Annotated in this window: 10 protein-coding genes; 4 read left to right on the forward strand and 6 right to left on the reverse strand. The window is 45.7% G+C overall.

Features of this window, described 5'->3' with window-relative positions:
* Nucleotides 1-93: 93 nt before the first annotated feature.
* Together MKY01_RS23610 and hcp are read right to left on the reverse strand one after the other, a co-directional pair.
* Nucleotides 94-1,503 (reverse strand): PTS transporter subunit EIIC, encoded by a 1,410-nt coding sequence (locus MKY01_RS23610; protein ID WP_339283794.1) that lies wholly within the window; start codon nt 1,501-1,503, stop codon nt 94-96.
* 297 nt (nt 1,504-1,800) lie between these two features.
* On the reverse strand, nt 1,801-3,093 hold the full coding sequence (gene hcp / locus MKY01_RS23615; protein WP_339283796.1) for a hydroxylamine reductase: 1,293 nt from the start codon (nt 3,091-3,093) through the stop codon (nt 1,801-1,803).
* 309 nt (nt 3,094-3,402) lie between these two features.
* On the opposite strand from hcp, the gene MKY01_RS23620 reads away from it, so the two are divergent.
* Both MKY01_RS23620 and MKY01_RS23625 read left to right on the forward strand, forming a co-directional pair.
* Nucleotides 3,403-6,054, forward strand: coding sequence for a cation-translocating P-type ATPase (locus tag MKY01_RS23620; protein ID WP_253502319.1), 2,652 nt, complete (start codon nt 3,403-3,405; stop codon nt 6,052-6,054).
* A gap of 373 nt (nt 6,055-6,427) precedes the next feature.
* On the forward strand, nt 6,428-7,258 hold the full coding sequence (locus MKY01_RS23625; protein WP_127550115.1) for a hypothetical protein: 831 nt from the start codon (nt 6,428-6,430) through the stop codon (nt 7,256-7,258).
* Between the two features lie 218 nt (nt 7,259-7,476).
* On the opposite strand, the gene MKY01_RS23630 is transcribed toward MKY01_RS23625, so the two are convergent.
* Nucleotides 7,477-7,614, reverse strand: coding sequence for a hypothetical protein (locus MKY01_RS23630; RefSeq protein ID WP_339283798.1), 138 nt, complete (start codon nt 7,612-7,614; stop codon nt 7,477-7,479).
* 80 nt (nt 7,615-7,694) lie between these two features.
* The gene (locus MKY01_RS23635; protein WP_339283800.1) at nt 7,695-8,078 is read right to left on the reverse strand and encodes a VOC family protein; all 384 of its coding nucleotides are present in this window, start codon (nt 8,076-8,078) and stop codon (nt 7,695-7,697) included.
* 261 nt (nt 8,079-8,339) lie between these two features.
* Between MKY01_RS23635 and MKY01_RS23640 the strand changes: the two genes are divergently transcribed.
* The gene (locus tag MKY01_RS23640; protein WP_339283802.1) at nt 8,340-9,680 is read left to right on the forward strand and encodes an MFS transporter; all 1,341 of its coding nucleotides are present in this window, start codon (nt 8,340-8,342) and stop codon (nt 9,678-9,680) included.
* A gap of 154 nt (nt 9,681-9,834) precedes the next feature.
* On the opposite strand, the gene MKY01_RS23645 is transcribed toward MKY01_RS23640, so the two are convergent.
* Nucleotides 9,835-10,491 carry a DUF2625 domain-containing protein gene (locus MKY01_RS23645; protein ID WP_339283804.1) on the reverse strand — a complete coding sequence of 219 codons (657 nt, stop codon included), beginning with the start codon at nt 10,489-10,491 and terminating at the stop codon, nt 9,835-9,837.
* 102 nt (nt 10,492-10,593) lie between these two features.
* Here MKY01_RS23645 and MKY01_RS23650 point away from each other — a divergent pair, with 102 nt between their 5' ends.
* On the forward strand, nt 10,594-12,081 hold the full coding sequence (locus tag MKY01_RS23650) for a DUF5123 domain-containing protein (protein ID WP_339283806.1): 1,488 nt from the start codon (nt 10,594-10,596) through the stop codon (nt 12,079-12,081).
* Nucleotides 12,082-12,211: 130 nt separating this feature from the next.
* On the opposite strand, the gene MKY01_RS23655 is transcribed toward MKY01_RS23650, so the two are convergent.
* Nucleotides 12,212-13,195 (reverse strand): sensor domain-containing diguanylate cyclase, encoded by a 984-nt coding sequence (locus tag MKY01_RS23655; protein ID WP_339283808.1) that lies wholly within the window; start codon nt 13,193-13,195, stop codon nt 12,212-12,214.
* Nucleotides 13,196-13,199: the final 4 nt, after the last annotated feature.

A 13,199-nucleotide genomic window follows, 5' to 3' on the forward strand; every position in this document is an offset into this window, starting at 1 on the left:
TAATCAGAAAAACACAACAAAAAAGCCCGCACCATAAGGTACAAGCTCTTTCTTACAACTTTAATGCTACTTTTCAATGCTACGTTTTACATATTAATCAATACTAGCTTTCGGTGACCCCTGTCCCCGTTTCTGTCCTTTTCCTGCCATCCAATACGTTAGTCCACCTGAGACACCAAATGCAATAACCACACCAATGCAAGTGTGTAACAGATTCAAGCTACCCTCTTCGATGAAGAGCGGGAGGCTGACCAAGCTCGGATTCCCCACCATAGCAAATGCCTCGACAGATAACAATCCAAAATACAGTCCACCCGCAGCTCCACCCAGCATTGCCGCGTAGAAAGAGGATCTTTTTCTCAAGTTGACCGCATACAATGCAGGCTCTACCACTCCAAGGAGGGCTGTTCCAGTAGCCCAGAAAGCCAGTCTTCTGGATGCTGGCTCTTTTGAGCGCAAAGCGTTTGCAAGCGCGGCCCCCGCTTGTCCAACAATCGCCACTAACATGGCAGCAATCACCATAGAACCACCATTCATAACCATTTCATTAATGATGATGGCAATCAGCCAGTAGTGTAATCCTATAATTAACATCAGTGAGAAGACAGCTCCCAGTAACATCACCGACAACACTGGAGCATTAGCTACTAGTGAATTCAATGCCTCCGGCAGATATTCATCAATCCAGGTGCCGACTGGACCAAGTATCATCAATACTAGCGGAACAAGAATCAGTAACGTCAGGAATGGAGCAACCATCCCTTTGGAGAATTTTGGACTCCATCGTTCAATGACTCTTTCCAGGTAGGCCGCTGCACAGATCGTGAGAATGACCCAGATGGGCGTAGAGTAAAAAGCAGGCTGGGACACAAGTGGCAAACCCAGGAAATGCACCTCTTTTTCCCCTGACATCAGCATGGTCATCTCCGGATAAAACATGAGTCCGCCAATAGATGCTGCAACATAGATATTACTCTTCAACCGATACGCTGTGCTGATTGCTACCAATATAGGCAGTACATAAAATACACTGTCTCCAATGATCCTGAAGATCGTAAAGGTCTGGCTGTCCATCAACGCAGAAGAGCCCGCAGAACTGTACGTATCCATTAACGCAATAATGGCGACTATAATTTTAATAACAGCGGCTCCAAGAATCGCAGGCATCAATGGCCTGAATACATCGGATACAAAATGTAAGATCGAGAATCCGTTTTTCTTCGTATGTCCCGCTTCCTGCAACGCTGTCCCTGTCGAATCCCAAGCGTCCATACCCAGTAACGTATTGTAGATTAGTGAAGATTCATCACTAATTACCAGATGACACTGCTCACTTGTTACTCGAATATCTACCACATACTCTGTGGAGGCAAGAACCGACATATTCAATAGGGTACTGTCCTTCAGCGCCAACGTCGTTGTACCCTTATCGTGTTCTACGAGCTTGATGTTCTCCTTGCCTCCTGCGAGTTTCAACCAATCTTCAATCTGTGTGTTATGCATTATGTACGATCTCCTCATATTACGGTAAACCCGTGTTTTGTGATGTGTTATGATCTAATATGCCTCTATCTATATACACATTTCCATGAAAAAACTTCAATAGGATAAAAAAACTAATTTCCCTGACATTTCATGTTCATTTATACAAGGTATATGGACCTATGAAAGTCGAAAAAGCAAAAAAGCCTACTCTTATGTAGGCTCTTATCCATCTGTACTTATGAGTCATACTCTTCATACTCACAACCGACATTCGCAGTCATCAGATGGCGATGCACGTAAATATACATCCTCATCCTATGACAGTGCCAACATCGCGTTCATATCTTCTTCTGCCGTTGTAATTAACTTCAGACCAAACATATCCACGAGTACATCCAAGACACCTTCCGATATGAACTCAGGCGGCTTTGGTCCAATTCGAATGTCCTGAATGCCAAGGCTGAACAGGCCAAGCAGGATCGCAACTGCTTTTTGCTCAAACCAGGACAGCACAATGCTGACAGGTAACTCGTTCACGGTACAGCCAAAAGCATCCGCCAAAGCCATTGCAATTTTCACCGTAGAACCGGAATTGTTGCATTGACCCAGATCGATATAACGCGGTATACCCGTGTCTACAACCGTACCATAATCCACATCGTTGAAGCGGAACTTGCCACAGGACGTGGTCAGAATTACAGTATCATTCGGTAAGGATGTCGCGAGTTCACGATAGTAGTTGCCACCTTTGCCTGGCGCATCACAACCGGCAATAACGAAGAATCGACGAATATGACCGTCTTTCACCGCTTGAATAATTTCGGGCGCAAGCCCAATCACGGTCTCATGATGATATCCTGTCGTTAAGACTTGCTCCGATTGTATATTAGCCGCAGGCAGAGACAATGCACGTTCAATCAGCGGTGAGAAGTCATCATCCATAATCTTGGCCACACCCTCCAGACCCGCCACTTCGTAGGAGAAAAAGCGGTCTGCATAGGTGCCTTTGATCGGCATAACACAGTTCGTCGTTGCAAGAATAGCACCCGGGAATTGTTCGAAAAGTCTTCTCTGATCGTACCAGGCTTTGCCGATATTACCCTTGAGATGGGCGTATTTCTTCAGCGCAGGATAACCGTGCGCAGGCAACATTTCCGAGTGGGTATAGATGTTGATTCCTTTCCCTTCAGTTTGACGAAGCAACTCCTCCAATGCATACAGATTATGTCCCGTTACCACGATGCACTGTCCTTCAATCTGGTTCTGGCTAACCGTAATCGGTTGCGGTACACCAAAGCGGTCCGTGTGTGCACGATCCAACACATCCATAATGCGGATTGCTGCATTACCTACCTTCATCGCCATCTCAAGATGTTCCTGTACATTAAAATTCGAGTTCGTTAATGTCATATATAATGCCTCATGTGTAATCCGATCCACCTCAGGATCATGATATCCCAACTGGCGTGCATGTGTCGCATAAGCAGCGATGCCTTTTAACGCAAAAATCATCGTATCCTGCAAACTTGCGATTGTTTCGTTTTTGCCGCATACCCCTACCACGGTACACCCGCCACTCGGCGTCTGTTCGCATTGATAACAAAACATATGGTTTCCCCTCCAAACTTAGATTTAAGGCAGTTCGTTATGTAATAGCGTAACAGACCCTGATATGAGCTAGTGTGATGGTGCACACAGTTTTTGATCCAACATCTATATATGGTTCTCCAGACTATCATCCAAACTGGAAATAATAACATTCAAAAAAAGGCATATCTCGGATCATTATGAAAAATACTGTGTACAGCTAAAAACGTATAAATCCATAATCTTAAAAAAATACGAAAATGAAACGATTCTAGATTTTGCCCGTAAGGGTAATACACAGAGAAATCTAATATTCAAGGAGCTGGTCAATTGCAACATTACAGACACAGTGCGGAGGAAACCCTTCAGGATGTACAGAGTTCCTCCAAGGGACTTACGACCTCCGAAGCTGCCAAGAGAATTGAAACGGAAGGATATAACGAGTTAAAAGGTAAAGATGCAACACCCGTCTGGAAACTGTTCCTCGAAAATTTCAAAGATCCGATGGTCATCGTGCTACTGATTGCAGCCGCGGTACAGGTTGTACTTGGACACCTGATTGAATCATTGATCATATTCCTGGTTATTTTGCTCAACGCAGTGATCAGTGTAGTTCAGACCAAAAAAGCCGAGAGTTCGCTTGACGCGCTGAAACAAATGTCTGCACCCGAAGCCAAGGTCATTCGTGATGGCCAGAAAAAGACCATTCCAGCGAGGGAACTCGTTCCCGGTGATATTGTTATGCTGGATGCAGGTGATTATGTCCCGGCAGACGGGCGTATCCTGGAATCAGGAAGTCTGAAAATCAACGAAGGCATGTTGACCGGAGAATCCGAAGCTGCGGAGAAACACGCCGATACCATCCCGGATGAGGCTCCAATCGGAGATCGTCGCAATATGGCCTTCAGTGGCTCACTCGTCGTATATGGACGGGGTATGCTTGTCATTACAGGTACGGCTCTCAAAACCGAAATCGGCAAAATTGCCGAATTGATTGAAAATGCCGAAGCCAAGAACACGCCATTACAACGCAAGTTGGAATCATTCAGCAAAAAACTGGGCTTTTTCATCCTAGGCTTGTCGATTCTCATCTTTGGCATTGAAGCGGGTCGTGTATGGTTGACCGAAGGTACGGAGAATATCGGACCATCCATCGTGAATGCACTGATGTTTGCTGTAGCTGTTGCAGTTGCTGCCATTCCTGAGGCGTTATCCTCCATTGTGACTATCGTATTGTCACTCGGAACAAATAAGATGGCCAAACAACATGCGATCATTCGCAGACTGCCTGCCGTTGAGGCGCTCGGCTCTGCCAGTATCATCTGTACGGATAAAACAGGAACACTAACTCAGAATAAGATGACTGTTGTTGATTATTACATTCCCCATGGCACCAAGGACGAATTCCCCGATGATCCCGATCAGTGGTCGGAAGAGGAACGACGTCTGTTACATATTGCAGTGCTCTGCAATGATTCGAATATTAACCAGGAAGGCAAGGAATTGGGTGATCCAACCGAAGTGGCCCTGATTGCCTTCAGCAACCGGGTGAACAAGGATTACAATGAAATCCGTGACCAGTTCCCTCGTGAAGCTGAGCTTCCTTTTGACTCGGATCGAAAGCTCATGAGTACGGTGCATACCTTCGAGGGACAGACAGCTTTGCTGACCAAAGGTGGACCTGATGTGCTGTTCAGCCGCTGTAGTCATGTGTTTATCAACGGTGAGGTTCAGCCCCTCACACCCGAGATTCGCACACAATTTGAAGAAAAAAATGAGGCCTTCTCGAAACGTGCCTTCCGTGTGCTGGCCTACGCGTACAAAAAATTCGATGATAAAAACCAGGTCACCATTGATGACGAGCATGATCTGACACTGGTTGGTTTGACAGCGATGATTGACCCACCGCGTGAAGCGGTATACGGTTCTATTGAAGAGTCCAAAAAAGCGGGCATTCGCACCATCATGATCACTGGAGATCACAAAACAACGGCTCAGGCGATCGGTGTGGATATCGGCCTTGCCGAACCGGATGACCTCGCCATTACCGGAGCCGAACTGGACAAAATGTCTGATGAGGAGCTGGATCAACAACTTGAACACATCTCGGTTTACGCAAGGGTATCTCCTGAAAACAAAATCCGGATTGTTCGTGCTTGGCAGCGTAAAGGCAAAGTGGCAGCCATGACCGGAGATGGAGTTAATGACGCACCTGCGCTGAAACAGGCCGACATCGGCGTAGCGATGGGTAGCGGAACAGATGTCGCCAAGGATGCGGCTGCCATGATTCTGACGGATGATAACTTTGTCTCCATCGTGAATGCAGTTAGTGTTGGACGGATGGTATTTGATAATATCAAAAAAGCCATCGCATACCTGTTCGCCGGTAACCTCGGCGCGATTATCGCCATTTTGTTTGCCTTGATCGTCGGCTGGGTTAATCCATTTACGGCCCTTCAGCTGCTGTTCATCAATCTGGTGAACGACTCCCTGCCTGCCATTGCTTTGGGTACAGAGAAACCCGAGCCAGATGTCATGCGGCGTAAACCCCGTGATATTAACGAGGGTATCTTCGCAGGTGGAACCCTGCAGGCTGTGATTACACGTGGTGTCCTTATTGGTGCGGCTGTTATTGTATCCCAATATATAGGACTTGGCATCTCGGAGGAAATCAGTGTGGCTATGGCCTTCACAACCTTGATTCTCGCACGCAGTCTGCAAACATTTGCAGCACGTTCCAACACACAAACCATCTTCCAAGTGGGCTTCATGACCAATAAATTCGTGCTTGGCTCCATTCTGGTATGTCTGTGTCTCTATGCAATCACACTGATTCCAGGTGTTCGCGGTGTATTCGCCATCCCGGATACATTCGGCTGGAATGAGTTCCTGATTGCAGGCGGACTTGCACTTGTCGCCGTCATTCTGATGGATGTCATCAAGTGGATTCGTAATCGCGGTAAACAAGTTACTGCGGCGTAAGATTTGTAGATATAACATGCACAAACAGGCGCCCGTTATCGGAGCGCCTGTTTGTTTACAGTTTTTTTTACACAGACAAAGCGTACACTTCTCAGCCATACTGATGATTTCTAGGGTATCTTCGCAAAAAATTTAAGCATTAAGTTGATATCTATATACCAATCAACAGATGGACAGATGCTCATCTGCACCGGCTGCCATTCGGGAACTAGGATACGATCGGAAACCAGGAACGATGAAGGACAGTCAAAATTCCCAATGGTGTAGCCCTCTCATTAGCTGATTGGGCTTCTTTTTCATTCACTACATGTGGAATTAATTGGAATTATATGTTATTATTTGTTTATTCCAACAGAAGGAGTCGATCTTTAAAGTGAAGAAAATTTTCAAAGCCGCTCTTACCTGTACTTTACTATTTAATGTGAGTATGGCATCCGTCGCTATGGCCTCGCCAGATACTACGGATCAGTACACTACGGAGAAGTTCACTGAAGTTCAAACGTCAGGGACAGCCAAAGCAAAAGCAGGAAAATTTCAAGGCGATAATACAATTGTTATTGATGAAGAAGGGAACCAAACTACGGTTGGGGAACTCAAAGCCTTAACAAACCTTGTTTTACCGGATAACCCTAATGCCGATGTATCTCCGAAAATCACCATACAACTGGCACCACACATTGATATGGTACAGCCATTTGCGTCAGCTTACGGTCACGCTTGGCCTTATTCGGCAGTCACTTCAAGCGGTGTCAATTGTTATGGATATTCGGTAAAGGCACCTTTCTTCTGGAACCCGGGAGATGGTGATGGGGTTTCCAATGTGTATGACACAGGATTTTTTACAAATTCGAGCGTTGGAGCAGCCCTTGTAGTTAAAGACGGAAACACGAATGGACTGTATTTTAAACCTGGTTGGAAAATTCTATCCAGTAGGACAGCTACTGTCACAGACGAAGAACACCGCATTGCTTATAGAGTTGGCTGGATTGATGCCAACAATAATGGCAAAGTCGATGTAGGTATTGATGTGGTGGACTTCCACTTTATGTTGCAGAACAGTACGGGAAAATGGTCTGAGAAACACGGACAACAACCATCTATCAACACCAATATCTCAGACCCAAGTACCTTCTCTTGGGATCTGGGTACTTATAAGAATTTTTATAATAGCTCTACTGCTTATATTGCTGCGAAGGTGCACTAATCTATGTAACCATTTTCATATTTTCATAGAAAAACGGCGTTTATCTTTAAGATAAGCGCCGTTTTCTGATTGTAGAGATTTGAATCTAAATTATGGTCATACTGCACCGGTACTAAATCCGGAACTAGCACGTGCGGCCTTATCCGTATCGATGTGCAGCTGCGCCGGTCTTCTCAGCAAATGACTACCGCCAAGCGCAAATTAAGGATACATAATCCTCAGGATACCGTCGGAAATGTCGCCGACCATTTAAACTTTTCTTTCCCTTTTGAACCATTTGTTAATCCGGATGCTATTAACGCAACTCCAATAATTAAACCGATCTGGGCAAACAGCAAAAAAATTCCTTCTACCATATAGATAACTCCCTCACATACTCCGATATCAATTTGAGCATCATTAGCATTAAATAAATCCGCTTTCTAACTGTATCTAATTACCCCTGTTTGATGCCAAAAGCGATCCAGCGTCCATCAATATCCTCGATCACAAACTCCTTGTTATTATAGTCTGTATGATTGAGGACACGTACGATGTTCACATCTGCGTTGATCAATTCCTGCTGAAGCTCTTCCTGGTTCTGGGTAATAAAATATGCATCATATCCATAGCCATATAATTCTCTGTTGGGTATAACTTTCTGTCCATTGCTTTGGGTTAAAATAATCTCGGTAAGATCACGATACAGGCAGATATGAGGTTCCGTGGCATCAAGATATTCGACCACCCGAAAGCCCATCTTTTCTTCATAAAACTGCGCCGTTCGCTTCATATCCAGAGTCGGAAATACGCTGTGGGACATTAATAATAAATGATTCATACTGTAAACTCCTTAAAATATAATCAAATCCAGTTATGTATTCAAACTTATTTATTCCAACCACCATTTTACCCAATTTCAGGGAACTAGTCTATAAATTCCGATTCTACGTCTCTTAAATTTCACTTATACTGCGTAATATACAGTATGACATTATTGCCATATGATGAAATGGGGTGTAAAATTATATATTGCTTTTCATCACATTTTCATCAAAGCTCAATCCGAATTCATATTCATACCCAAGACAGGAATGGTACCGTGAAAGATAAAATTGTCATGCCACTCTGGACATGCTGCTTGTTCATCGTTGTGATGAATACCACCATGTTCAATGTTTCTTTGCCAGTCATTATTCAAGATCTACAGATTACCTCGGACCTGGGGTCTTGGGTCATCTCAAGTTATTCGATTGGTTACGCCCTGTCGACGGTTATTTACAGTCGATTGTCAGACCGTATCCCGGTACGCAAACTGTTAACGGTCGGGCTTCTGATCCTGGGATTATCTTCATTGCTGGGGTTATTCGCGCATAACTTCGCGATCTTGTTACTGACACGTATTCTGCAATCTGCGGGCGCAGGAGTTATGGCCGGGCTGGGTCTCGTCATTGCAAGTCGTTACATCCCGGTGGAACGACGCGGAGCTGCCATCGCGCTGATCTCATCAGGTAGCGCCATGGCTTTTGGACTTGGCCCCATTGTCGGCGGACTCATTAGCGAGTACTGGGGCTGGAACGGACTTTTTGCCATAACGGTGCTTGTCCTGCTCGCCCTGCCTGTATTGCTCTATTTTCTCCCCCGTGAATCCGTCAAAACAGATCAGCCGTTCGATGTGATTGGCGCCATATTAACCGTCATTAACGCCACTACACTTCTGGTCGCGATCACCCAGCAGTCCTGGTTGTGGTTTGCCATTGGCGTTATTTCACTTGTTGCACACCTCCTGTATATTCGGAAAGCGAGTCTTCCGTTTGTGAATCCACAAGTATTCCGAACGCCAGGATACACCCGGTTAATCCTTATCGGGTTCTGCGTGCTGGTGGTGAATCTGGGAAATCTGTTTTTGATGCCGCTTGTGCTCGCTGATTTATATGGACGCTCTTCGCTCGCCATTGGTTTGCTGATTGCTCCTGGGGCAATTGTTGCAGCATTCTGCACCCGTTTTGTTGGACGCTGGATCGACCGTTATGGCAATATGCGATTTATGATCATCGGACACACCCTGCTCGCAGCGGTACTTGCCTTATTCACGCTCGGACTGGATCAGTCCGCCTTGATCATTACCAGTGGTTATCTCTTTTTCTCACCGGCACTGTCAGCCTCCATGGCTTCACTGAATAATGAAGCGTCACGTGTGCTGCCCAAAGCGCAAATCGGTTCCGGTATGGGCATGTTACAATTGATTCAGTTCTTCGGTGGTTCGGTGTCTGTAGCCGTGTGTGGGCTGCTGCTGCACAGTATTCCGGGAGTCTCGGTCGAGCAAGCTTATCATGTGGTGTATGCTTGTCTGTTGCTCGTCTGCGTTGTTTCACTCGGGTTGACCGTCTGGCATAGCAGAGCTTCACGCTCAGGCATTAAACCTGTTACATTGGACAATTGATAATTGAGGTTTAAAGTTCAGAACAAAGAGGCTTGCGTCAAGCGCGAGCCTTTTTTAGTTTGGAACAGAAATGCCGTTTTTTTAAAAGTAGATCACTCAATGAACTTGAACTTACCGGTTAATTTCCTGATTTCGTCCTACAGCAGCATGCCAACTATTTCCCGTCCAGTGCGAACTTCCAGGCCTCCATTATGCTAATTGGGGCTTTACTGCTGCTCTCGCCGTCACCTTCCTGCGTCCAAAGTGGTGGATAATACGCAAATACTTGTCCTGGCTGGAGCTGAGACATATCCTCTTGCCAATCTTTCCAGCGAAAGGTCTGATAGAACTGCTCCAGATCACCATTCGCCAGCCAGTTGATGAAACCTGAATATGCCAGTTCTGTCGATTCCCATTCGAGTGTATCCGGTGCAAAATAATATATGTGTCCCGTGCGGCCATACTTGCCTGTATCCAGTCCGAAGAAACCGCCTGCCGCATCATATGCAACGACCATCATACCTTCCAGCACATCTACCCAAGGTTGCTCACTCACACCATTCCAACTGGTGAGACTCCCCGATGTACTGTCACCACCCGCACCAAGCAACGTGATCCAGCCATGGTCCAGTACAATACCTTCTGTCTCATAAGCAACAGCCCCCAAATAGGATTTGGTGCTTATTTGCAGACGATAGAGGGTATCCTCTCCAGCCTCTTGTTTTGCTGGAACATACACATATGTATTTTGCCCACTATCCAGGAGTTCCTTGAGTTCTTCCCATGCGTGATTCTCCCGATCTACTAATTCAGCTATCGTTAATGTATTCATGAGCAGTCTCCTCGCTGATTTTATAAGAGCATATCATGGGTTATTAACCCGTTCAAATCTGCTATAATCTATCTTCAAAGCTAAATTCAAGGGGGAAACGATTTGATTCGCGTAGTTATACTTATGATTCCGATTCTGATGGTGCTTGTATCCGGTTGTCAGAATCATACATCTGCCATGAAGGAATCCGTTTCTGTTCAAAAGTCTGATCCCCAGGTCATCCATTACATATCACCCCAAGGAAACGACTCGAATAAAGGAACCATTCAATCTCCGTGGAAAACGTTGCAGCACGCAGCCGACCACGCTTCGCCAGGAAGCACGATCTATTTGCGTGAAGGTGTCTATCATCAGAAAGTCAAAATCACCCGGAGCGGTAATTCTTCCGCTAATCCAACCCTATTTTCAAGTTATCCTCAGGAGCAGGTTATCATTGATGGTAAAGGTTTATCTGTTCGGGGCATTGAAGGGTTAATTGAAATTGAAAATGCCAGTTATATCACGATTCAGAATCTCGAAATTCGTAACTTCACGACCACACTCGGGGGCCAAGTTCCAACCGGGATTTATGTCCACGGAGCAGGTGAGCATATTCAGCTGTTAGGCAACACCATACACGCGATTGCTAGTTACGCAACTCCTGAAGGTCCCGATTTGCGGGGCAGGGATGCCCACGGTATTGCCATATATGGCACAGAGCACCCTCAAGCTTTACGCGATATCATCATCAAGGATAATGAATTGTATGATCTTACACTTGGTTCAAGCGAGTCACTCGCAGTTAACGGTAATGTTGATACCTTTGCCATACAGGACAATATCATCCATGATTCCGATAATATTGGTATTGATCTGATCGGGTACGAGGGTACGTCCGAGGACGACACGTACGATCAGGCTCGGAACGGCATTGTACGAGGCAACGAAGTATACGATATTACGTCCAATAACAATCCCTCCTACGGTACAGACCTGCCCAATGATACCAACTCGGCCGGCGGCATCTATGTAGATGGCGGGAAAGATCATATCATCGACCAGAACCGGGTATATCGGAGCGATATCGGAATTGAGATTGCCTCAGAGCATGCCGGACGTTCAACCAGCAACATTACCGTGCGTGATAACCTGATTTATTCCAACAGATTGACGGGGATTGCCATGGGAGGTTATGACGAGGAACGAGGAGCTACCGAGGATAGCAACATTATGTACAATACACTTGTGGGAAATGATACCCTGAATGCAGGCAATGGACAGTTATTCATGCAGTCACGGACAAAGAACAATACGTTCATGCGTAACATTCTCGTATCGGGCAGCTCGGAAGTACTGATATACAACGAATATACTAGCAATACCGGCAATGTGTTTGACCATAATGTCTATTACTCACCAGGTGAGCAGGAAGATGCCCTGTGGGTTTGGAAAAATAAAGCCTACTCCGGCATCGCCGCCTACATCAAGGAATCTGGCAATGATGCACACTCCATATATGTGAACCCGGCATTTATGGATGAACCGAGCGAAGATTTTCGTCCTCAGGCGAACTCTCCGGCTAAAGCGTATGGTTACCTTGCTCCGCGATAGATTAACCCTGAGTCTGCCATCTCAACGTAGTCAATCTGTTTCACGCAAATAAAAGGAGCCTGTGCATGTGGGATCATCTCCCTCATCATGCACAGGCTCCTTATTGCTTTCTTTTGATGCAATCCAATTCTTAACTTTTTACTATCTGAGCTGCATGTGTCACCCGGTTTCGTCCTCCGGTTTTGGAGGCATACAGGGCGTTGTCCGCTCTTTGGAACAAGGACTTTTCCGTATCTTCCTCTACTACAGTGGCCGCACCGATACTCACAGTAATGTTATATTCACCCCAGTCGGCTGAAGCAACCTGTGAACGATATCGTTCTGCAATACCGATCGCCTGCTCCTCTTCACAATCTGGAAGAATGACAACAAATTCCTCTCCACCGTAACGTGCAACCACATCCGTACTTCGCGATACCGTTTGCAGCAGCCCTGCCAGATTGCCGAGCACCAGATCTCCGATCGGATGTCCGTACGTATCATTAATGCTTTTGAAATGATCAATGTCCACAACCAGCAGGGAGAAATAACGTTGTTTTTCACGGAACATCATTACTCTTTCAAGCATTTTTTCCTGGAAAAACCTGCGGTTCTTCAATCCTGTCAACAAGTCGGTGGAGGCCAGTGTCTCCAATTGATCATTCACTTTGATTAACGCCTGCTCTTTAATTTTATATTCCTCATGCAGTCGTTCAAGCTCTTTGTTCGCTTCTTGCGTCGCTTGATACAGCTCCTGTAGCTTCGTTTTGGTATGCAAAATATCCTTCTCATGTTCGATTCGCTTACGCATGACTACAACGACACAATCTACCACGCTTTCCCCGTTACGTGTCTGACGAACACCGTTAAGCAGAACAGGAACAGCCTGTTGATCACGGGTACGGAACGTGAAGTACATCTCGTCCACATGTCCATATAACTGGATGTAGGGATAGAAATACGTATGGAAAAACACCTTGTTGCTTACCGACATGGTGGATTCAATATGTTGCCCTATGAGCTCATCGCGTTCATATCCAAGCATCGTAAGCATAGTTTGATTAATCGACTGTACGACGCCCGAATCAGAGATAGAGAAGTATCCACAGGGAGCCAGATCTAATTGTATATCCATGGAA

This window comes from Paenibacillus sp. FSL R5-0486, from assembly GCF_037975155.1.
In the GTDB taxonomy this organism is placed as follows: Bacteria; Bacillota; Bacilli; order Paenibacillales; family Paenibacillaceae; genus Paenibacillus; species Paenibacillus amylolyticus.